Annotated in this window: 21 protein-coding genes; 9 read left to right on the forward strand and 12 right to left on the reverse strand. The window is 45.4% G+C overall.

Features of this window, described 5'->3' with window-relative positions; all coding sequences use genetic code 11:
- The first annotated feature begins 4 nt into the window (after positions 1–4).
- The 3 genes from nirD (at position 5) to cobA (ending at position 2,337) form a co-directional block, all read left to right on the forward strand.
- Entirely contained in the window at positions 5–328 is a 324-nt protein-coding gene (gene nirD, locus R7Q38_RS13430) for a nitrite reductase small subunit NirD (RefSeq protein ID WP_054575426.1), read from the forward strand.
- A 195-nt stretch (positions 329–523) separates the two neighbouring features.
- Positions 524–1,372 carry a formate/nitrite transporter family protein gene (locus R7Q38_RS13435; protein WP_005387971.1) on the forward strand — a complete coding sequence of 283 codons (849 nt, stop codon included), beginning with the start codon at positions 524–526 and terminating at the stop codon, positions 1,370–1,372.
- Between the two features lie 206 nt (positions 1,373–1,578).
- Positions 1,579–2,337 carry a uroporphyrinogen-III C-methyltransferase gene (cobA, locus tag R7Q38_RS13440; RefSeq protein ID WP_053349923.1) on the forward strand — a complete coding sequence of 253 codons (759 nt, stop codon included), beginning with the start codon at positions 1,579–1,581 and terminating at the stop codon, positions 2,335–2,337.
- Positions 2,338–2,353: 16 nt separating this feature from the next.
- Here the strand turns inward: cobA and R7Q38_RS13445 are convergent, their stop codons facing one another.
- The gene (locus tag R7Q38_RS13445) at positions 2,354–2,794 is read right to left on the reverse strand and encodes a DUF4174 domain-containing protein (RefSeq protein WP_017820187.1); all 441 of its coding nucleotides are present in this window, start codon (positions 2,792–2,794) and stop codon (positions 2,354–2,356) included.
- Positions 2,795–2,913: 119 nt separating this feature from the next.
- Between R7Q38_RS13445 and R7Q38_RS13450 the strand changes: the two genes are divergently transcribed.
- On the forward strand, positions 2,914–3,402 hold the full coding sequence (locus R7Q38_RS13450; protein WP_005387978.1) for an NYN domain-containing protein: 489 nt from the start codon (positions 2,914–2,916) through the stop codon (positions 3,400–3,402).
- Between the two features lie 86 nt (positions 3,403–3,488).
- On the opposite strand, the gene R7Q38_RS13455 is transcribed toward R7Q38_RS13450, so the two are convergent.
- Positions 3,489–4,820: an anaerobic C4-dicarboxylate transporter gene (locus R7Q38_RS13455; RefSeq protein ID WP_005376060.1), complete on the reverse strand. Its 1,332-nt coding sequence runs from the start codon at positions 4,818–4,820 to the stop codon at positions 3,489–3,491.
- 419 nt (positions 4,821–5,239) lie between these two features.
- Between R7Q38_RS13455 and R7Q38_RS13460 the strand changes: the two genes are divergently transcribed.
- Together R7Q38_RS13460 and R7Q38_RS13465 are read left to right on the forward strand one after the other, a co-directional pair.
- Positions 5,240–5,977 (forward strand): siderophore ferric iron reductase, encoded by a 738-nt coding sequence (locus R7Q38_RS13460; protein WP_213987042.1) that lies wholly within the window; start codon positions 5,240–5,242, stop codon positions 5,975–5,977.
- Between the two features lie 89 nt (positions 5,978–6,066).
- Entirely contained in the window at positions 6,067–8,238 is a 2,172-nt protein-coding gene (locus R7Q38_RS13465; RefSeq protein WP_318114253.1) for a TonB-dependent receptor, read from the forward strand.
- Between the two features lie 49 nt (positions 8,239–8,287).
- Here the strand turns inward: R7Q38_RS13465 and R7Q38_RS13470 are convergent, their stop codons facing one another.
- The gene (locus R7Q38_RS13470) at positions 8,288–8,479 is read right to left on the reverse strand and encodes a DUF2986 domain-containing protein (RefSeq protein ID WP_005376066.1); all 192 of its coding nucleotides are present in this window, start codon (positions 8,477–8,479) and stop codon (positions 8,288–8,290) included.
- Positions 8,480–8,615: 136 nt separating this feature from the next.
- On the opposite strand from R7Q38_RS13470, the gene R7Q38_RS13475 reads away from it, so the two are divergent.
- Together R7Q38_RS13475 and R7Q38_RS13480 are read left to right on the forward strand one after the other, a co-directional pair.
- Positions 8,616–9,125, forward strand: coding sequence for a GNAT family N-acetyltransferase (locus R7Q38_RS13475; RefSeq protein WP_005387984.1), 510 nt, complete (start codon positions 8,616–8,618; stop codon positions 9,123–9,125).
- Positions 9,126–9,139: 14 nt separating this feature from the next.
- Complete coding sequence (locus R7Q38_RS13480) at positions 9,140–9,529, forward strand: nitrous oxide-stimulated promoter family protein (RefSeq protein ID WP_005387988.1); 390 nt, start codon at positions 9,140–9,142, stop codon at positions 9,527–9,529.
- Positions 9,530–9,578: 49 nt separating this feature from the next.
- Here R7Q38_RS13480 and R7Q38_RS13485 read toward each other — a convergent pair whose 3' ends face one another.
- Complete coding sequence (locus tag R7Q38_RS13485) at positions 9,579–10,739, reverse strand: MFS transporter (RefSeq protein WP_033907039.1); 1,161 nt, start codon at positions 10,737–10,739, stop codon at positions 9,579–9,581.
- A 176-nt stretch (positions 10,740–10,915) separates the two neighbouring features.
- Positions 10,916–11,350 (reverse strand): thioredoxin TrxC, encoded by a 435-nt coding sequence (trxC, locus tag R7Q38_RS13490; RefSeq protein WP_005387991.1) that lies wholly within the window; start codon positions 11,348–11,350, stop codon positions 10,916–10,918.
- A gap of 162 nt (positions 11,351–11,512) precedes the next feature.
- Between trxC and R7Q38_RS13495 the strand changes: the two genes are divergently transcribed.
- The gene (locus R7Q38_RS13495) at positions 11,513–12,607 is read left to right on the forward strand and encodes a ketoacyl-ACP synthase III (protein ID WP_005387993.1); all 1,095 of its coding nucleotides are present in this window, start codon (positions 11,513–11,515) and stop codon (positions 12,605–12,607) included.
- An 85-nt stretch (positions 12,608–12,692) separates the two neighbouring features.
- On the opposite strand, the gene R7Q38_RS13500 is transcribed toward R7Q38_RS13495, so the two are convergent.
- The 7 genes from R7Q38_RS13500 to uhpA all read right to left on the reverse strand — a co-directional run bounded on the left by R7Q38_RS13500 (position 12,693) and on the right by uhpA (position 22,418).
- The gene (locus tag R7Q38_RS13500) at positions 12,693–14,018 is read right to left on the reverse strand and encodes a DUF1501 domain-containing protein (protein ID WP_213867731.1); all 1,326 of its coding nucleotides are present in this window, start codon (positions 14,016–14,018) and stop codon (positions 12,693–12,695) included.
- A gap of 9 nt (positions 14,019–14,027) precedes the next feature.
- A complete protein-coding gene (locus R7Q38_RS13505) occupies positions 14,028–15,596 on the reverse strand; it encodes a DUF1800 family protein (RefSeq protein ID WP_054575966.1) in 1,569 nt (522 codons plus the stop codon).
- Between the two features lie 407 nt (positions 15,597–16,003).
- Positions 16,004–17,266, reverse strand: a complete 1,263-nt coding sequence (locus R7Q38_RS13510; protein ID WP_047101062.1) for a hydroxymethylglutaryl-CoA reductase — start codon at positions 17,264–17,266, stop codon at positions 16,004–16,006.
- Between the two features lie 352 nt (positions 17,267–17,618).
- The gene (gene manA / locus R7Q38_RS13515; RefSeq protein WP_239939139.1) at positions 17,619–18,836 is read right to left on the reverse strand and encodes a mannose-6-phosphate isomerase, class I; all 1,218 of its coding nucleotides are present in this window, start codon (positions 18,834–18,836) and stop codon (positions 17,619–17,621) included.
- 124 nt (positions 18,837–18,960) lie between these two features.
- The gene (locus tag R7Q38_RS13520) at positions 18,961–20,301 is read right to left on the reverse strand and encodes an MFS transporter (protein ID WP_005376086.1); all 1,341 of its coding nucleotides are present in this window, start codon (positions 20,299–20,301) and stop codon (positions 18,961–18,963) included.
- 6 nt (positions 20,302–20,307) lie between these two features.
- Positions 20,308–21,810 carry a signal transduction histidine-protein kinase/phosphatase UhpB gene (gene uhpB, locus R7Q38_RS13525; RefSeq protein WP_239939138.1) on the reverse strand — a complete coding sequence of 501 codons (1,503 nt, stop codon included), beginning with the start codon at positions 21,808–21,810 and terminating at the stop codon, positions 20,308–20,310.
- A complete protein-coding gene (gene uhpA / locus R7Q38_RS13530; protein ID WP_005376090.1) occupies positions 21,810–22,418 on the reverse strand; it encodes a transcriptional regulator UhpA in 609 nt (202 codons plus the stop codon). The genes uhpB and uhpA overlap by 1 nt, the downstream gene beginning before the upstream one ends.
- Positions 22,419–22,444: the final 26 nt, after the last annotated feature.

Here is a 22,444-nt window from a genome sequence, read left to right on the forward strand (position 1 = left end):
GATTATGTCATTTGAAAAGATTTGCCAAATCAGCGACATCGTACCGGGCACGGGTGTTTGTGCTTTGGTTAATGGTCAGCAAGTTGCGGTATTTCGCCCAACACAAGCAGAAGAAGTGCTGGCGATCAGCAACACAGACCCGTTCTTCCAATCAAACGTGCTTTCTCGCGGTTTGATCTGTGAGCACCAAGGCGAGCTTTGGGTGGCAAGCCCACTTAAGAAGCAGCGCTTTAACCTGACAACAGGTGCGTGCATGGAAGACGAACGTTTTAGCGTGAAAGCGTACAAAACGCGTGTAACCAACGGCGAAGTAGAAATCTCTGCGTAAGCTTGGTTTTCATTCCCTCCTCTTAGGGGGAGGGAATGAACTGAAACCTAGATTCAATAGACAAAGGCTTTCCAAGCATCATCTCAGGGGAACAGGGAAGCGAGGTGTTGTAGATAGCGTTCAGGTGTCAACGGGAAGCCTTTCTCTATTCAATCTTTAACTTTTTAACTTTCAATTTTGGATAAGGACACATTCATGTCTACTGATTTTAAGCCTGCAGAATTCGTGCAAACCATGATCAATGTTGGTGAAGCGAAAACTAATACAAGCACGCGAGACCTTCTGCTTCGCGGTACGATGGCTGGCGTTATTCTTTCGCTTGCGGTGGTGGTTGCTATTACCGCGATTGTACAAACGGGTATCGGTCTTGTAGGAGCACTTGTTTTCCCCGTTGGTTTCGTAATTCTAAGTGTGATGGGGTATGACCTAGTAACCGGTGTTTTTGGTCTAGCGCCTCTGGCTAAGTTTGCTAACCGTCCGGGCATCACTTGGGGTCGTATCTTCCGTTGTTGGGGTCTTGTAGGCTTGGGTAACCTTATCGGTTCTCTGATCGTTGCTTACCTAGTGGCTATCTCTCTAACAGGTAACTTCTCTCTAGAACTGAATGCAGTAGCGAAGAAATTTGTGGCTGTTTCTACCGCGCGTAGCCTTGGTTTTGAAAACATGGGTATGGACGGATGGATCACGTGTTTCGTACGCGGCATCTTCTGTAACCTAATGGTATGTCTAGGCGTTATCGGCAACATGACAGCACGTTCAGTATCTGGTCGCGTAGCAATGATGTGGTTCCCAATCTTCATCTTCTTCGCTCTAGTATTCGAGCACACAGTAGTAAACATGTTCCTATTCCCACTAGGTATGATTCTAGGTGCGGATTTTGGTATCGCGACTTGGTTGAACTTCAACCTTATCCCAACCATCCTAGGTAACATTGTTGGTGGTCTAGTAATGACTTGTATTCCACTGTACCTAACTCACGCTAAAACTGCGCCTTCTATCAATGCTGAAGAAGAAGTAAAAGCGCAACCTGCAATGGCTAAATAACCATTAACGGGTAATTCGCTTAATATGGTCCCGCTTCTGGATGGGCGGGACTATTCTCTAACTAGATTTCAATTTTTAACTTTCACTTTCGCGACATATTTTATTGATTTAGCTATAAAAAGTAATAACTCCTTAGAGTGGTTTTAGCCCTAAGTGCATAACGCGAGTGTTACTCTTTATATCTAAATTTTTCGATAGGCGTTGATATGACAACTGTTAACTCATCTTTAAACAGCGGCTTTGTTTCTCTTGTTGGTGCAGGTCCTGGTGATCCTGATTTACTCACAGTAAAAGGCTTAAAAGCCATTCAAGCGGCTGAAGTTGTTGTGTACGACCGATTGGTATCAAAAGAGATTCTTGAGTTGGCCCATGCATCAGCAGAGATGATTTATGTTGGGAAAAAGCTCGATTTTCACTGTGTACCTCAAGATCAAATCAACCAAATCTTGGTGCAGAAAGCGCAAGAAGGTAAACGCGTTGTGCGCCTAAAAGGTGGGGACTCATTTATCTTTGGCCGTGGTGGTGAAGAGCTAGAAGAGCTAGCGGAATTTGGTATCAAATACGAAGTGGTTCCGGGTATCACAGCAGCAGCGGGTGCAACGGCTTATGCTGGTATTCCATTAACGCACCGTGACCATGCTCAAAGTGTTCAATTTATCACTGGTCATGTACAAAAAGATGGTCGTGAAATTGAGTGGCATTCACTAGCTCAGTCTAATAACACGCTTGTATTCTACATGGGTTTGAAGCAAAGCGGCCATATTATGGATAAGCTGATCACACATGGGTTAGATCCTGAGATATCATGCGCCATTATTGAAAACGGTACGCGCCCAGAGCAGCGCGTGTTCCAAGGAAAGTTGAACGAGCTATCGATCATGGCAGAGCAAGCCGTGAGTCCAGCATTGATTGTGGTTGGCAGCGTGACTCAACTTCACAACAAGTTGGATTGGTTCGCAAAGTAATACTGCCCAGAAGTGACTATATTTTACAGGGGCTTTGTTGCCTCTGCATTTCTTGCTTACGCATAGGCATTTGATCAATGAGGTTGTTGATAAACGGCCAGTCTGTTTCTGCGCCCCAACGGTGCTTTTCTAGACCATCTTTACCAAGCAAAATAGCAGTATGAGAGCCTTTTTCGACCGCATAAAGACGAGCTAGCATTTTTAGGTCGAACTCTTCTTTAAGCCAAGCAGGAAAGGTATAACCTTGTTCTGTAATGACCAGTGTGACTACATCTCTGTCTTCCAACTCACACTCATTCATAAGTGTTTCTAGCAAGAATTGTTTGACGTATTCATCATTTTCCGGCGCAAAGTAGAGCACACTTCTATGTGGCCAGTATTTGGAGTGCGCTGGATAACCAAATGCTGTCGATGACAAGATACAAGAAAGCAGTATCACTAGTAACTTTCCGCCCATGACAGTTCCCCTAGAAACCCAAATAACTTTTTATACGTTAAGTTTAGTGGAATTGGCTCATTGTGCTTTTTCCAAAACTGGCATAGGGTAGGCAGCAAATAAATTGAGCGTAGAAATAGATGAGTTCGGAAAGCAAACAAAAAATCGCCATTTTGGTTGATGTACAGAATGTGTATTACACCTGTCGCGAAGCGTATCGAAGCAATTTTGATTACAACCAGTTTTGGTATGTCGCCACACAAGGGAAAGAGGTGGTAAGTGCTCGTGCTTATGCCATCGCGAGTAACGATCCAAAACAACGTCAGTTTCATCACATTTTACGCGGTGTTGGATTTGAGGTGATGCTTAAACCCTACATCCAGCGTCGTGATGGCAGCTCGAAAGGCGATTGGGATGTGGGTATTACTCTCGATGCAATTGAAATTGCTCCCGAAGTTGAGGAAGTGATTCTAGTTTCGGGAGATGGAGACTTTAGTCTGCTAGTAGAGAGAATTCAGCAGCGCTTCAATAAAACGGTGACCGTTTATGGTGTACCTAAACTTACATCTCAAACTCTGATTGATTGTGCCGACAATTTTGTCGCGATTGATGACGATTTCTTGCTGTAGTGAATAGTGCAATAAAGAAAGGCGAGTCACTCAGGCTGTACGAAACGTACAATGACTCGCCTCTAATTTATCCTTGATTTGGCTAGTTACGAAGGAATGATCATTTGCCCTAGCAAGTAACCCAAGCAACACGCACCAATCACGCCGATTAAGCCCACAGACATAAATGAGTGGTTGAAGTACCACTTACCAATCTTAGTTGTGCCCGAGGTATCGAAGTTCACAGTCGCGATATCTGAAGGGTAGTTTGGAATAAAGAAGTAGCCGTATACCGCTGGCATCAAGCCGATAAGCAGCGCAGGTTCCAAACCTAAGCCGAGACCAACAGGCAACATCATGCGAGCCGTTGCAGCTTGAGAGTTCACCACAACCGACACAATGAATAACGCAAGCGCGAATGTCCAAGGATAGTTGGTTACCATCTCTACGATGCCAGATTTAAATTGAGGCATAGCGTACTGGAAGTAGGTATCTGACATCCATGCAATACCGAAGATAGCAATCGCCGCCACCATACCAGATTTAAATACCACCCCATTTGGTACGTCGCGCGGGTCAGTTTTGGTCGCAAGCAAAATGATACCGCCGAAGCAGAGCATCATCATTTGAATCACAACTGCCATGCTGATTGGCTTCGAGCCATCTACGATGGTACGAATGTCTGGCCACATTGCGATAACGACGATAACCAAGATAGAAGCAATGAACAGCAATACAGAGTTACGAGCACTTGTTGGTAGTACTTCATCAAGAGACGTTGCAGTTGTGTTGAGGATTTTTTCTCTCCACACAGGATCTTTCAAACGCTCTTGGTATTCTTCATCGTCGTCTAGTTCTTTACCACGCTTTAGGCTGTAAAGTGACATCAACAACGTACCGAATAAGGTTGCAGGTACAGTAACGAGCAGAATTGAGAGCAGAGTGATCTCGTGTTGAATATCAGAGAGTTGCGCCAAGTAGTAAACTACGGCCGCTGAAATTGGTGATGCCGTGATTGCGATTTGAGAGGCGACAGAAGCGGCAGCCATAGGACGCTCAGGACGAATGCCGTTTTTAAGTGCAACGTCGCCAATGATTGGCATGATAGAGTAAACCGCGTGACCTGTACCAAGTAGGAAGGTCATAAAGTAAGTCACGAATGGAGCAATAAGGGTGACGCGTTTTGGGTTCTTACGAAGCACACGCTCGGCAACTTGCAGCATGTATTTCAAACCGCCAGCGGCTTCAAGAATGGAAGCACATGTTACCACCGCTAAAATGATCAACATGACGGTGACAGGAGGAGAGGTTGGCGGCATCTTAAAGATGAAGACTTCAATCACCAAGCCAATTCCGGATACGACCCCAAGGCCTATACCACCATAACGTGAGCCGATATACAGCATCACGAGCAAAAATAGAAACTCAAGATACAACATGTGGATTTCCTTATTCAAAACAGAGGGCTACATAGCCAAATTACCTCTTTGTATTGTCTCGATATTCAGAAAGAAAATACTTCATGTTGTTCACAATCCGCTGGATAAGAAACAGCAATATTCAATTATTGGCAATAACTCACGCTACACAGGGGAACTGTTAACACAGTTTTATCAGGGTGTTTTTATGCTGTGTATTTTTGCGATCATGTGAGAGTTAAATGCGAAGAGGTTTAAGAGTTTGTTGCTATTCATCGCATACGTAACCAGACCTTACAGTTTCACAGAATGCGGAAATACAGTCATAACTAACCCTAAGAGTGCTTCTTTGTTATGAAAACGCAAAGGATAATAGTTTGCATTGCGATTGGTGCTTGGGTATAAAGGTGTCAGAATGACTACACCAACAATAAGCCATCATGTCTGAGCAATTTTTCCCGCAACTGTTTCAAACTTCGAGTGAGATTACACCTTACCTACACGGTGATATCGGCGAGATAGGGCAAGAAGCTATCCATATCGAGAATGATATCAACCCGATCATCCAAGGCCTTTACCAGCAAATCTCGGAGGCTCATCCGGAAGCGGGAAAAGCATATTGGTTGACAAGAACGTGGGATTTACTTTGTTGGCAGCCAGTTTATGTCGCATTCATCTCTATTTACGGTTACCACACGTTGCCAAACATTCGCGAGATAGCGCAGCACCTCAAACCTTGTTTTGTTTCTGGGTACCGATTCGCCGACGAAGCGTATATACATGGCGAGCCAGAAGCGTTGATAAAAGAGGCGGGGCGTCAAATCCGAGAACTGTTCGACTTCTATCAACAAGAGATGAGTCAATGGACACGCATTCGTCCTGGCTTCACCCATCAATTGATGTCGGACGGAATCATGGCTTGTTTAATTCGTCTCCAACAGCGCTTTCCGCAAATGACTAACTCGACACTTCAGGAGCATGCGGTCTTGTGGCTAAGCGCAATGGGTTTGGATGTTGATAATAGCCGCTCACTTCATGAGACGGAATCTGATCAGCCGCTAAAGTTAGTAAGAAAAAGTTGTTGTTTAGTCTATAAGTGTGAAGGCAGAAAGCTTTGTGCAGATTGTCCTCGTTTAGAGGAAAATCGACAGCTTATGAGCAAGAAGGTTCTTAATTAACATTTATTTAACTTGTGTAACAGTGCTCGATTTGAGAGTGAGAATAAGTATCATTGCATGCTCTTGTTGACAACAAAAAGATAAATACAATGATGAAAAGGACGTTTTCTTTCAATCTCATCGTACTTGCGATGAGCAGTGGATACGCAGTTAGCTCAATAGCAGCAGAAAATCTTCAACAAACATCGACTCCGAGCGATGAGCAATTGGTTGTTGTAGGCAGTGTGATGCCGAAATCGATCTCCGATATTCCAGGAACGGTTTGGTTTGTTGGCCAAGAAGAGATTGCTCAGCAATATCGTGCGGGCAAGACACTGGGTGATATTCTTTCTGCAACCATCCCTTCTTTAGACGTCGGCACCGGTGGTCGAACTAACTATGGTCAGAACCTTCGCGGTAGAGCAATGTTGGTAATGATTGATGGTGTCTCGTTACAGTCTTCTCGCCCGATTAGTCGTCAGTTAGACGCAATAGACCCATTCAACATCGAGCGAATTGAAGTACTATCTGGTGCAACCTCCATTTATGGGGCAGGCGCTACTGGTGGTGTTATTAACATTATCACCAAGAAAGCGTACTCGGATGACTTGTCGTTTGAATCCTACGTGAGTGGCACTACAGGTTTTAATAGCAGCGATGACTTTGATTACAAACTCGCTCAGTCTATCTCGGGTGGTAATGAGCGAATTACCGCTAGAGGTTCGGTTGTGTACACCGAGACACAAGGTGCATTTGACGCAAATGGCGACATTGTCACCCCAGACATTTCACAGGGCTCTTTGCAGTATAATTCAACGCTCGATGTTATGGGATCGACCGAGATTCAAATCTCCGATGCCAGCAAGTTAAACCTTGTCGCACAATACTATGACAGCCAGCAAGATTCGCCATACGGTTTGTACATTGTTAACAATAAATTTTTTGATGTACGAGAGGGGTTCGATTCCGACCGTGAACATGGTACAGAGCGAGTTCTCTTAAGTGCGAACTACGCTCACGACAGCGTATTCGGTCATCAACTGATAGGCGAGTTATCTTACCGTAGTGAAGACCAAACCTTTACTCCTTATTACCAAAGTGCCTCTCAACAAAAAACAGAAGTTTTTGCTGGGCGCTTAGCGTTAGCTAAAAGCTGGGAGTCATTCAAACTTGTTTATGGTGTCGATGCGTACTTAGACCGTTTTGAAAGTAACCAGGCTCTGTTCGATCCAACCATTGCGAACAGCTCTGGGAACTTAATTAATCGAACCTATGCCGAAGTGGGGCGTTACCCAGATGTTGATGTGGCGTCTTACGCAATGTTTGTCCAAGGGGATTACCAAATCAATCAAGATTGGTCAGTACAAGCAGGCTACCGCTACCAATACATGGACAATAAGATTGATGATTTTGTTGCCTATAGTATACAAAAGAAGATCGCATCGGGTAATGGTGTATCAGCGGATGCGGTACCAGGTGGCAGCACTGACTACTCAGTGAGCTTATTTAATTTGGGCACCATTTATCAGCTTAACGATGAATCTCAGCTTTGGGCGAACTTCTCTCAAGGTTTCGAACTCGCTGATCCTGCAAAGTACTACGGCCAAGGTAGCTACGATGCCGCGGATGCAAATGGTCACTACGCGTTGAACAATAGCATTAACGTATCTGACTCAAAAATGTCGGGCATCAAAACGGACAGCTATGAAATTGGTTACCGATTAGATACGGATACTGTCGCACTGCAAGCGGCGGGTTACTACTCGGTGTCGGATAACTCAATCAAGTATGACAAGAAGACGCTCCTAATCACCAATGTTGATGACGAGCAACGTGTATACGGTGCCGAAGCAAACATTAACTACTGGGTAAACCGTGATATTTTGTTAGGTGCATCAGGTCACTATGTGGTTTCTGAGCTGAAAACCAACGGTAAGTGGGAAGATCTAAGCGCGGGTAAAGCAAGTACATCAAAAGCGAACGCGTGGGCGGCTTACTATCAGGATGGCTATTCACTACGTCTACAAAGCCAGACGATGTTTGATTACGAAGATGACGCAAACAATAAACTAGATGGATACACTACGTTTGATCTTCTTGGTAACGTAACACTACCTATCGGGCAGTTAGGTTTTGGTATTCAAAACCTATTTGACGAAGACTACACAACCGCTTGGGGACAACGTGCGCAGATTCTTTATGCAGCACACTACGATGCAGCAGCGTACGACTACAAAGGAAGAGGTCGCACATTCACACTGAACTACAGTGTCGAATACTAAAGCTAACTATCTCCGAATATCAAAAAAGCCGCTTGAAGCGGCTTTTCTTTTAGGCTTGATCTGTCTGCGCTGTGTCTACAACGTTTTCCGTGTGTTCTGAAGCTTGGTTTTGCTCTTCAGCTTCCATTTTCGCGCGTTCAGCTTTGGAGATATAACGCGGCTTATTGCTCTTATGTAGCTTAGCGTTATGCTTCTTCTGCTTCGCTTTCAAGATCTGATTGATTTTCTTCTTGCGGTTCATGGTGGTGGTCCTTTAATTTAGCGAGGCAGGATAGTTACTTTTTTATCAAGTTACAACTAAATAAGCGCCGGTATCGGTCGCAAAATTCAAGTACGTTCCTATGTCCAATCATCTATCGAGTTTTAATGGAGCCCAAATGAAAACACTGTACACCGAACGTTTGATACTGCGTCTTGTGAGTGTAGATGATGCACCATTTATACTAGAACTTTATAACCACCCAGACTTCTACCGTTTTGTCGGAGACAAACAAATTCGTACCGAATATGAAGCGGCGCGTTACATAAAAGAAAACATGCTACGCATGCAACAAATTAAAGGCGTGAGTTTACTCGTTGTAGAGAAGAAAGAAGATGGGCAACCCATCGGGATTTGTGGGTTGGTTAAACGTGACACATTACAACACTATGATCTCGGATATGGATTTTTACCTTCCGCTTATGGCTACGGCTACGGAACGGAGTCTGCAACCGCAGTGCTGGAATACGCTAGAGAGGAAATGAAACTCGATAATTTGGTTGCCATCACCAACAATGACAATATTCGTAGTATAAGTTTGCTCAAAAAACTGGGCTTTGAGTTTGAACGAGTTGAGCAGCAATATGATAATGGCCGCACGTTAGAACTTTACACAATGATGTTGTGATTTTTGGATAGCGCATGAGCGATATTTTACTTGGCAAACTCGCCACTGAATTTAAGACAGTAAAAGCCATGGTAGAGGTTTACTGTCATGACCATCATGGAACAAAACGTGACTTATGCTCAGAATGTCGTGAGCTGCTTGAATACGCAGAAGTGCGCCTCGACCGCTGTCCTTATGGAGAGAATAAACCGACGTGTAATAAATGTCCGATTCACTGCTACAAACCAGAGCCGAAAGAACAAATGCGTTTGGTCATGCGTTACTCTGGCCCCAGAATGTTACTGAAACATCCCATCTTGGCGGTTCGTCATTTGCTTCATGAAAAGCGCATGGTACCGGAAAAGCCTGCAGCGAACGCGTCAAACCGTCACAAGCGTTTATCTAAACAAAAATGCGAAGAATAAAAAAACGAGGGCGACATGCCCTCGTTTTCGTTGAGTAGAAGCGGCGTGGTTAGAGGCCAGCGGCCATACGCTGCTTGGTTTTGCTCGCAGCAAGTAGCATGTATACGCCAGTCGCAACCAAAGCGGCAAACAAGTAGCCTAGCAAGCCGTGTTCTTGGCCCATGAATTTATCAGCGACAACAGGACCAGCAACAGAGCCGATGCTGTAGCTAAACAGCATGACTTGTGTCGCAGAGACAATAAAGCGTTCATCAAGTCCTTCGCAACCTAAGTTGATTGCAATCGGGTACAAGGCAAAAGTAGCTGCACCTAAAAAGAATAATGCAGCAGCCAATACCACGGCTGACGAGGAAATAAAGGTCATACCGATCGAAAAAATACCCAAAATACAGAAAAACGCCATTAGCACTGTGCGGCTCATATATTTGTTTAACGCAGTCACCATTGGTTGAACTAGCATGCCACCTAGAATCACTAGCGCCATCAATGTACCAATGTCTTGATGGCTAATTTTACGGTTAGTTAACTCAACTGGCATTAATCCGTAGATCGCGCCTAAGGTCAAACCTGAAACAACACAACCAATAATTGCTGCATGGTTTAGTTTGGCAATTTGCTTAAATGATAAAGCGGTTGATTCATGGCTGTTTGGCTGCTCACACTCAATGAACATTAGCACCAGCATCGCCATTAGGATCAACGTCGTGATCGCAATAAACGGAACGCCGCCACTTACGCCAAGCACGCCAATACCAAACTGGCCTAATGCTGAACCACCATAAAGCGATAGCATGTACAAGCTCAAACGTTTCGCACGCGATGCTTCGTCTCCAGACATTAGCCAAGACTCAACAATGACAAAAACACCAGCAACCGCGATACCCGCAATAAAGCGAGCGGCAAGCCACATCAATCCGTTAGCAAACACGGGCAGTGTGACGATAGTTAGCGAAAATACGGCCAAGCAACCAATAAACGCGTTACGGTGACCAACTTGACGTACGATACGTTCAATAAAAATAGCACCGGTTAATAAGCCGCCATAAAACACACTCGCCAACCAACTCGCGTAATCTGCTGAGATGTTGTATTCACCGAGCATGAGAGGGATCAAGCTCATTAAATAGCCCGAAGCCACCGCATAAAGAGACAGTGCGACGACTGGAACTGTAACTCGTGGTGATGCTGCAGGAACGACTGTGTTTTCCACTGTTTTGCGCCTATAAGTTAAATGAAATCTAAGGGTTATTCGGCGCGAATATGAGGCTAATAGTTAGGCAAGTAAAATGATAAATTTAAGTCGTTTCGATAAATAATATTTGTTAACTAGATAGGTTGATAAGTTGCATAAAAACGCCAACCTACAAACAAGGTTGGCGTGGAAGATTATTTAGTAAGTGCTTGATTTAACCATTGATCGAATTGAGTTTTAGGTAACGCACCATTGATCATATCAACGCGTTGACCATTCTTGAAAACCATAATGGTAGGAATACTGCGAATACCAAATTGCGTCGCAAGTTGTTGTTGAGCTTCGGTATCAATCTTAACAAAACGAGCCGTTCCGGCTTGCTCATGAGCAACATCAGAGAAAACAGGAGCAAAACCAACGCACGGGTTGCACCATGGGGCCCAAAAATCTACTACAACAGGCATATCACTTTGTAATAGAGCAGAAAAGTTATCTTGTGTACCTTCGATAGGTGAGCCGTCTAAAAGTGCACTTTTACATTTACCGCAAGTTGCAGATTCGGCAACGCGCTCATTAGGGACACGATTTAGACCGCCGCACGAAGGGCAGCGAGTTTTAAACGATGACATGACTTCTTCCTTTATTACGTATTGATGAAAACATGACTTACCAGTCAGCCTCATTATTTGTATACTTATTTTTTAACCTGCCGAAATAACGCAGCGCAGGTTTGTATTTGAGCCTAAGGTTCTAAGAAATTTTATTAAAATACAACAATAAATAGGTCTGCGATGACAAATTACTACGCTGAAATTACAGGTTGGGGGAAATGTGTTCCGCCAGCCGTGCTCTCTAACGATGATCTTAGCACTTTCCTCGATACTTCCGATGAGTGGATTCGTACCCGCACTGGTATCGAAAACCGCCGTATTAGTCATGTAAACACGTCAGACATGGCGACCGTTGCTGCTAAACATGCATTAGCTCGAGCAGGCGTCGATGCAACAGACGTGGATTTAATCATTGTGGCGACTTGTTCACCAGATTCATTGATTCCAAATATCGCGTCTAAGGTACAGCAGAACCTAGGTATTCGTGCAGCCGCTGCCTTTGACTTAAATGCCGCATGTACGGGATTTGTCTATGGCCTAGAAACGGGCACACGTTTGATTCAATCAGGTAACTATCGTAACGCGATCATTATTGGTGCGGAAAGATTGTCTTTCTACATCGATTGGGCAATGCGAGATACCGCTGTTCTATTTGGTGATGGTGCGGGCGCCGTTGTGTTATCAAGAACGGAAAAAGAAACGGGTTTACTACAGTCTCAAATCGGTTGTGACGCAAAAGGCCGCGATATTCTGTCCGTACCAAAGTTTGGTACTTGTATGGATCGCTTTGCGGAAGACAACGGTTACTGGGATTTCAACTTTGTAGGACAAGAAATTTTCAAACGTGCAGTAAAAGGCATGGGGCTAGCTGCGAAAACCGTACTGAAAGCATCACAGTTAACGACGGAACAAATCGATGTTGTGATTCCGCATCAAGCGAATATTCGTATTATTCAAACCTTGTGTGACCTGTCTGGAATTCCACACGACAAAGCGTTTGTTAACATTCAAAACTATGGCAATACTTCAGCTGCGACGGTGCCAATTGCATTGTGTGAAGCGGTAGAGCAAGGTCGAGTTAACCCAGGTGATAATATGCTTCTTGCTGCATTTGGTGCAGGTTTGACATGGGGTGCGGCAGTATTGAAATGGGGTGACCGCGTAACGCCAATTGGCGAAAGTGATGCGGTTCTGCCTGAATGTGAGCAATCCGCGTTAGAATTACTTGAGCGTGCCATTAAGCTGTGTAACGAACGCCGTCGCGACGAGGTGTAACGGACACTTTGCAAACATAAGATGAGTAAGGGAGCGCGAGGCTCCCTTATTTGATGATGTGTTCTACAGCTACCTGTAAAATATCTTACGACATAAAACCCAGGTTTGAATGAGTAAAATTACGGATGTTCGGGAACACGTATTCCAGTGCAGCGTTATCACTCACGCCCATCCACTGTGCTAGTGTTGAACCAACTTGATCAGCGGCAATTTTGGGTATGAGTCGGCCTTGAGAGTAATCATCGTTTCCGCCCAGTATGAGTTCCGGCCATGTACCGATAGGTTGTTTCCCATTTACCGCGCCTCCAATTAATAGTTGATGGCCACCCCAGCCATGATCGGTACCATCTCCGTTGCTCATCATCCGTCGACCGAAGTCAGACATAGTGAAAGAGGTGACTTGCTTGTTTAGCCCTAACCGTTCGACCGCACGATACATTGCTAAAAGGTTTGTTGCGAGATCCTCAAGTAACACTGGATGACGTGCCAATTGCGAATCGTGCAGGTCATACCCAGAGTGTTTAACGAAAAAGACTTGTCGTTGCTGCTTCAGGACATCTTGGCTTGCTATCAATTTGTACACGGTTTGCATCTGCTTGCCGAGCGTCGATGACGTAAACAGCGGCTCGTCAGCAATGTGGTTGAGTTGCTCGCTCAGTACACTACTCATTACCATCGACTCATCAACCATCAAATTAAAATGACCATTAAATGGATTGTCAGTTTGATGAGAGAGAAGGCGATCATAGATCCCCTTGTATAGCGGGTTATCAATCGCGGTAAGCTGAACTGCGCGATCTTTTTTCAGGACGGTTTGGCGGTGTTCCATTGCCCGTAACCAAAGCGAGTTGCCATGCACACTGTATAGCGGTGTTATTTCTGATTCAGAGTTTAATACATCCAACATTCTGCCAGCCCAACCAAGATTTTTAGACTCGCTCATTCCACCAAGTAACCAAGCGTCTGTTTGAGAATTATGAGAAAACAGTTGCTCGGGAAGTGATGCTTCACCTTGCTCAATAGCTTGTTTGGTGACGGGATGGTTGAGAATGCCACTATTGAGCACGATGCTGGCATCGCCTTGTTCGAAAACGGAAGTTAACGCATTTAACTTTGGGTGTAAGCCGAGCTTCACTGGGTGATTTGAGCTATCGACAGCACTTAAATTGATAGGGAGTATGTCTTCTTTGGCGACAGAGAGTGGCCCTCTGACTTTGGAATATTGACGATAGTGCGCCTCCGATAATGGCAGTATGGTGTTGAATGCATCGTTTCCGCCTGCTAAATACACACATATTAATGCTCGAAAGTCATTGGATGGCGCTGCGAGAGAGTAACCTGGCAGACTAAGAGAGGCTAGTGCGCCCATCGATAGCGTGCTTTGTATAAAATGTCGTCGTGAAATATCCATAATTCACTCCTAATCCTGAATATAGAATTCGTCGCCAGAAATGGCGGTAAATATCACTAGAGCGAGTTTTGTTGTTGGCACATAGTCCCCACGATAATCATTCAGGGCGGTGAGCATGAGCTCTTTCAATTCAGCAGAAGCCGTTCCAGCAAAGAAACGCTCGTTAACCAATTCGACTAAGGCACGGTGATCGTCCAGAAGAAGATAAAACTCGTTAAGATCGAAGTGGTAGGAATCACCACCTCCTCTACGAGTGCTGGTTAACATATAGTTGACCAAATCGGTATAAACAGACCAATTGAGAAGTTCATACTCTGGCGAGTTAATACCAGACTCCGTAAACTCGTTAGACGGCTGATAGTCTGGAGAGTAAAAATTAAACACGGAAGGAGAACGAAGCGGCCCTTGATTAGCGATGTTCATCATCGTTGTTGCGTCTTCGTAACGTGATCCTTTAATCGTAAAACCTGATGCTCGATGAAAATTAGTCAGGACCAGTATCGGTTCTTTCACTTTTATAGGCGGGGTATCCGTCATCCCTAATGCTTCAGGGTCGAGCAATATGGCTCGAACAACGGCGGTTAGATCGCCTTTTTCTCCTTCCCCATTGTTGTTAAATATCGTAGCAACACGCGCGACGTACTCTGGGCTTGGATTTGAACTGACCAAACGTTGGATAAGTAACTTTGAAACAAATGGAGCAACATTTGGGTGAGACATCAACATATCAATCACTTTTGAAAGCTCTTCTTGTGCGGTTAGACCCGATGGGATCACGTTCCCTAGAAATCGCTTCTCGCCGGTGTCGTGTCGCTGACTGATTACTCGCATCGGTTTCACGAATGCGATGTCGGAATTTTTCCATCCAGTTAATGCTCGCGCGAGCTCTTGAATATCAGTTTGATTGTACGTGGGGATAGGTTTGCCTGTTTCGTGGTTTAGCTTTTTACTGCCATCTAAATTGAGTTCATACAAACCGATAGTGAATAACTGCATTAACTCTCGAGCAAAGTTCTCATCGGGAAGCGTTCCTGTCGCACTATTTTCTTTTGCACTACCGAGCATAGACAAATAGCTCCCCATGACTGGATGGATGGAAACGTCATACAACAGGTCTCGGTAGTTGCCAAACGCATGCTCAACCAACAGATCGTAGTAATTCACTAACCCTGTAGGTTTGCTGGAAAGAACGCCGCCATAACGAGAAACGACTACGATCTGACTCAATGCATAAGCCGTTCGCTGTCTGAGCTGATCTTCAGCAGTAACAACAATCTGATACCAAGCATTTTCTCGGTTTGACTGTAGGCCTTTAGAAAAAGGCGTTTGATAAAGTGGTTGATGGTAGGTTGCTGGCAGGTTGATTTGTTTCTGTATCCAGTCCTCTAACCCGTTTTCCCTAACCTCATTAATTAACGCAGGAGTTGGTCCAAAAGAGGTTTGATAGAGAAAACGCGCAACGGTTTGATCGGATGGGGATTGCTGTATTTGTGCTGATACATTAGGCACATGGCTCAGCAATAAGATAGCCAATCCTAGTACCCAAGCAGAGATTTTATTTAGCTTCTGACGTCTCATAGTTAACTCGCTTACCCGAAGTAACGATTTAAGTCCATTTAACGGGAGTTATTAAGCTCTTTTGAGCTGTTTAGTAAATTTATGAAAATCAAGCAGCTGCATAGGCGAGTATAGTAGCTATAAGTGGTGAACAAAAAACTCAAACGATGAATTTGGTACTATAGTGCTAGAAGTTTTTGATGCTATTTTTTCTAAGATACTGATATTAAATATGGCCAATGAAGAGTAACAAGCAGAGATATCGCAATGGATATAGAAGGGGGACAGCTAAAGTACTGTTAACAAGAGATTGGTATGTTTGTTAAGGCTTAAGTTAGTTTCAAGAAATTATTGAGCCAATAAATAAAGTCCATTGGTTTGCACAAGAGAAAACCACACGGATGTTCTCTTGTACAAAGCAACAAAGGTTATTTTCGGGCAAGCTTATGGTGAGCACGAGAAAAGTGATCGGCACAAAATGCGCCCACGATCGAGAGTTCGCCAGCCAGACAAAGCGCAGCTGCGACTTCGGCTAACGCTTTCGCATTGCCGTTGCCGTGCAAACCCAAAATATCCAAACATGCTTTTTGCGTTGGAAGGCCAGTACCACCACCAACCGTCCCCACCATGATGTTTGGCAAGGTCACGCACGCGTACAAGTTGCCTTGAGCGTCTACATCCATACGAGTGATTCCAATGGCAGACTCTGCAACACAAGCTGCATCTTGACCACAAGCAATGTACAGCGCGGCAAGGGCATTTGCGTAATGCGCGTTGACGCCAATTGTCCCGCTGAGTAAACCACCCACCGTGGTCATTTTGCCAAATTGAACCATAGACTCCGGCGTCGTATGCAGATATTTTTCCACCAACTCAGCAGGAATGGTCACTTCGGCGGATACTTTCTTACCGCGTACCGAGCGCAGTGTGTGCGCGTTTGGTTTTTTGTCGCCTGATAAGTTGCCATCCAAGAATGCTTGAGTTGGTTTGATTGGGCTGGTCGCCAAAATATGATGGAACACTTCGTTTGTTGCGATGGTCACCATGTTTTGTCCGGAAGCGTCACCAGTCACGTATTCAAAGACCAAATAAACATGGTTTCCTTCGATATTTACATTGATGTCTTTGAGTTTGCCATGTGAGGTGGTGGATTCCGCAATTTGACGAAATGCGTCAAACTGGGTCACAACCCAACTGACGAACTGGCCAGCGTCGGCAAGGTTATTAAAGGCGAACACTGGCGTTCGGCTCACCCCTTCACTCAGCAACAATGCGCTCGCGCCACCAGCGGCGGTAATAAGATTTGCGCCACGGTTGTAGGAAGCGACTAACGCGGCTTCTGTCGTTGCGAGCGGAACCAAAAAGTCATCGTTCGCATACAAGCCGTTGACGCGCAAAGGGCCTGCAATGCCGACCGGCACATTAACAGTACCAATGAAGTGCTCGATGTTGTTGGAGTAAGCATCGCAATGTGACTGCGTGAAAGGATCAAGGAGATGATCTTTATTGGTCACGTGTTCCAATACTTGCCAACGGCGCGCCAAATGCTTATCCGACAGGCCAGGGCTTAAGCAGAGACGTTTCTCTGGCTTGTGAAACTTCGGTTCTAATGCCGATTGAATCTTACTGCTGGTTTCGATATCGGAAAGGGCGGAGCTTTGAACAGGGTTATCTTGGTTTAACTTCGGCATACAAACGTTAACTGAAAAATCGAACCAGAGATTGTAGTGATTGAGGCTTTGATTACAACGTTGATTATACGTTTTGCAACAAATACCACTGTGCAAGCGCCTTTATTATCCAAGTGATTTGATATTGGAGCGACGAATTTACCGGACATAAATGGGTTTTGACAATGAATGTTGCAGTAAATGGCAGATCCGGGAGGTTATGCCTCTTAGAGAAACTGGCCTGTAGGTGTTTGGATTCGACAAGGTGTAAGCATGAGTGCCTTAAAAGCGGAATGGTTCAATCTATGAAAGGAATAAATTGTCTAACCCAGTCCCTTGGGTCAGACGTTAGTTTGAATCAGTTATTCAAAAACTAGTTGAAGGCGCGAGCCACACGTCCCGCACTTTGAATACGGTAATGACCAACGTAAGCAGGAACAAATACAGATTGTCCTTTCGAGGCAGTTAACGTCTCACCGTTATCACTGATGAGTGTCAGGTCGGCATCAATCGCCATCAAAATCTCTGCGCTATTGGCATCAACCACTTCATTGTTCGGTTGGTTAAGAATGCTGAAACTAAAGTCTGCCACTGGAACGGGGTAAAGGCTCTGGCAACCATTGGCATTGGGTTTTAGGACAAGGCTGTGAAACGGCTTAGGCACAAAGTCTGTGCATTTAACCAGTTCTTCAACATCCATATGTTTCTGCGTGAGTCCTGCACGCAAAACGTTATCTGAGTTCGCCATGATCTCTAATCCCGTACCTTTAATGTAAGCGTGTGGCGTTCTTGCGCTCAGGAACATGGCTTCGCCAGGTTGCAGCGTGATGACATTCAACAGTAATGGCGCAAACAAGCCGACATCGCCAGGGTATTGAGTGGATAGATCCAAGATGAGCTGGAAAACGTCGTTGTTAGTACCTTGCTCTGATTGGTCTGAAGCTTGGGCAAGAAGCTGTTTCAGTGCACGCTCTTTTGTTTCGCCTTCCATGGTCAGAATGTGCACAAAGAAATCGCGTAAACCTTGTGAGTTGATTTCGCGTTTGAATGCATCTAGCGGTGTGCGTAGCTCATTGATATCGCAAAGGCCAAATGCCTCAATAATCTCGTCATACGAACGAAAACCGTTCATGGCTTGGTAACTTGTCAGCGCGTACACCAACTCAGGTTTATGGTTTGGATCCTTGTAGTTACGATGGCTTGCGTTTAGTGGGATCCCGGCACTTTGTTCTTTTTCGAAGCCTATTTCGGCATCTTGTTTGCTTGGGTGAACTTGAATCGACAGTGCATGTTCGGCCGCTAAGATCTTAAACAGAAAGGGCAGGTCGCCAAATTTCGCTGCGGTTTCTGCTGATAAGTAAGCGGGTTGGTTTTGTTTGATCAGTTCAGACAAAGGCAGCGTGTTTTGCTCAATCTGAACTTCAGAGCAGCCGTTTGGGTGAGTACCCATCCATACTTCTGCTTGAGGCTCATTCGTTTCGTTAGAAAAGCCAAACAAATCGTGAATAGAAGAGGTGCTTCCCCAAGCGTAGTTTTGGATTTTGTTGTTCATTTGAAAGAAGCTATGCGATGAAATAGTGTTCAAATTCATGAATTTTTCCCATAGTTAACCCTCCGAACTGAATCGGAAGAAAAATTGAGCAGAGATACGTTAAATAAGGATGGCGAGCTCGGTTAGGTCACTCGCCAATTTGCCCGAAGGGCGATAAGTCGATTTACAACCGAGGTTTTGGTTCGAGTGGTTTTCGTGATGGTTGCGCTTGCAAAAATGGCAACAACAAAAGGCCAATGACGGCTGCACAAACTGAAATGGTGATGAAGAAACCCGTCCAATGATATTCTTCAAGAATTAACGCCAGTGGATAGCCAGACAATGCTGCGCCCATGTAGGCGAACAAGCCCACGAATCCTGTTGCCGCGCCGGCAGAATCTTTGTGAGAGCACTCCGCCGCCGCCATACCGATCAGCATTTGTGGCCCAAAGACAAAGAAGCCGATGGAGAACAATCCCGCCGCTTGGAATGCAAAGTTGGTCAGAGGCATCAGCCAAAGCGCGGAGACAGATAAGAAAATCCCAATAGCGAACAGCAAGTTCATTGGCCCACGGTTACCGCCAAAGAGTTTGTCTGAGCCCCAACCCGCAACCAATGAACCAACAAAACCACCGATTTCAAACATCGACAGAGCAGCGTTGGCGTTAATCAGGCTATAGTGATGCTGCTCGGTCAAGTACAGGTTTCCCCAGTCATTGATTGCGGTTCGGACGATGTAAACCAACACATAACTGAACGCGAGCAGCCAGATGTATTTGTTGTTAAATACGTACGATTTCAGAATTTCGCGGTAGGTGAGGCCACGTCCGTAATTTTCTTGCGCAAGTTCTAGTGCGTCGTTGCGCCATTGTCCGACACTTGGTAAGCCCATTGTTGTGGGTTTGTCGCGCAATCGCCAACAAACGAATAGACCGAGTAATACCCCGATGATGCCGGGTAGAATAAAGCCTTCACGCCAGCTGTAGTGCAATGTTAAATAGCCCACCAAAATAGGGATCAGCGCGCCACCAACGTTGTGTGCGGTGTTCCAAATCGCCCATAAGAAGCCACGCTCGGAACGTGAATACCAAGTGGTTAACAGCTTGGAGCATGAAGGCCAGCCCCAGCCTTGGAACCAGGCGTTTAAGATCCACAGAGTAATGAAAGCCGCGAGTGAGCTAGAAAAACCGAACGCGATATTGACCAGACCTGTCGCAATCAATCCTAATCCCATGAAATAACGAGGGTTAGAGCGATCCGAAATCGTGCCAGAAATAAACTTCGAACAGCCGTAAGTAATGTAGAAAAGTGTACCGATAAGACCCAAATCGCCTTTATCTAAGCCAAGATCGGTAATCATCGCTGGTGCGGCGTAGTTAAAGGTCTTACGGGTAAAGTAGAAACCTGCGTAGCCGATGTACATCCCCAACATAATGTGCAAACGCCAATGGTGGTAACGCTGGTCGATTTGCTCGTTGCTCAGGCTCGGTTGAGTAAATTTAGGTGAACGTAAAAATCCAAACATCTTGAGTTACACCTTAGGTAAAGTAATGCTGATTTGTGTGCCGATCACTTGATCGCTGGTGGAGTAGATAACCATTTTTCCACCTAACGCGTGCACACGTTCTTGCATGCCGCGAACGCCCATGCCTTTCATGCTGTCCTGAACTTTGAATCCGACACCATCATCGTGAATCATCAGTGACACCGCAGCTTCTCCAATTGTCAGTTCAATATTGATCAACTGCGCTTCTGCGTACTTGGCAGCGTTATTTAATGACTCTTGGCATAAACGGAATAGGGTGACTTTGAGTGTGTCACTCAGGCTGGTGTAATCGCCTTGCCAGTTCAGTTGAACAGTTGTTCCGTGATTGGCGAATTCCATCTCTCGCGTCAGTTGCTCGACGGATTCTTTTAAGTCCAAATCATCCAGCATTTTTGGTCTTAGCTTGCTTAACAGTCGCTTAGTGGTGTCGTACACGTTGAGGGAAAGCCCTTCGATCATGTCCGCGCAACCCACGCGTGTTTCTGCGTTGTTCACTCGTTTAATGATGTTGGCTTGTGTGCGGATTGCCGTGATGTTCTGTCCTATTTCGTCATGCAGTTCGCGCGCAATATCGCGTCTTACGGACTCTTCAGCTTTGATAAGCTGGCGAGACAAATTCTGATTGCGCGCAAGTTCACCGCGCAGTTTGTGATTGAGGTCTTTTTGTTTCTGAACCCCTAAACCGAGCATAATGCCAGTAATGGTTTGCGCCGAGAGAGATAATAACAAATCGGTGATTTCTAGATTCGATACGCCGCTACGAGCCGCAATCAGCGCTATGCTGTTGAGCATGGTGGCGAGCAGAGCACCTTGCCAGCCGTAACGCAGAGCAAGCACGATGATTGGAATCGCCATACAAAATGGCGCAAATCGTTTTAGCTCTTCAGGCAAGCTGGTTTGCACCAAAATACTGCCGATCAAAAGCAGCGCATAAAGCACGATATGACGTACCTGAAATACAACGGCATTACTAAGTAGGAGAGAGCTAAGCGGAGACCAACGACTTTGGAACAAATAGCTCCACAACAGGTAGCACATAGGCACCACGAGCAAGCCTCCAGAAATGCTAGCCAGCCATACCATGTAAACAGAAGGCACGTGAAATCCGACCGCCATTACGTTGATGAAGGCGGTAATGATGATCACAATGCCCATCACGGCTAAATGGCGGTTTTGGTCTCCGTAGTAGTATTTTTTCGCAATCAGAGTGACCGGGATACTGGCAATGCTCGCAATCAGCACGGTAAGCCACTGCGGTTGACCCAGTAACATCGCAAGTGCGATGGAAAGTCCCCACTCCGAAAGGTAAATCGTCGGCCAATAAGCGGTGCGAGTGTGAAGGGCGACACCTAATCGTAAAGCGAAAGGAAACAATAAGATCGCCAGCTCGGGATCATTGACAAAGTAGTAGGCGATCACCCACAAACAGAACCAGGCGCAGGCCATAACAAAAAGTCCGCAAATGGTGGTAACAGCATAAGCTCGCATTAAAAGGACTCTTGAGAAAATAGTTTGGCGAGCTCAACGTTGTTTTTCACGCCGAGTTTGTCGATGGCATTCGCACGATGAACATGCACAGTCTTGTGGCTCAAGCCAAGCTCTGCCGCGACAGACTTTACATCCAACCCAGTGGCAAGTAGCTGACATACCTCGTTTTCACGTTTTGTCAGTTGGCATAGAGAGGTGGTGTTGTCGCTAGGCGTTGCAAGTTTAAGTGCAATATCTGATGTGAGGTAACAGCCGCCAGAAGCACTGGTTCTCACGGCTTGAATAAGTTCGTCTGGGCTACAGCGTTTACTAAGATAGCCTTTTGCACCTAGCTTTAGTGATTTTTCCACCATCGCAGGGGAGTCATGCACGCTAAGCATCACGCAGGCAATGCCAGTTGGTATTTCGCTGAGAAAGTTTAAGCCGCTTTCATCTGGCATGGAGATATCTAGGATGACGACGTGTGGGTGTACCGCAGGCAACCCTTTTCGCGCTTCGGCGACAGAGCCGAATTCACCAACAACGGTAATATCACTTTCTAAATTTAATAATTGTGCGAAACCTGAACGCACGATGACGTGATCATCAACTAGAGCAACATGAATCATTATTACAACCAAATAGAGCAGACGAC

It is taken from the genome of Vibrio sp. Vb0598 (assembly GCF_033338935.1).
Taxonomy (GTDB): domain Bacteria; phylum Pseudomonadota; class Gammaproteobacteria; order Enterobacterales; family Vibrionaceae; genus Vibrio; species Vibrio alginolyticus.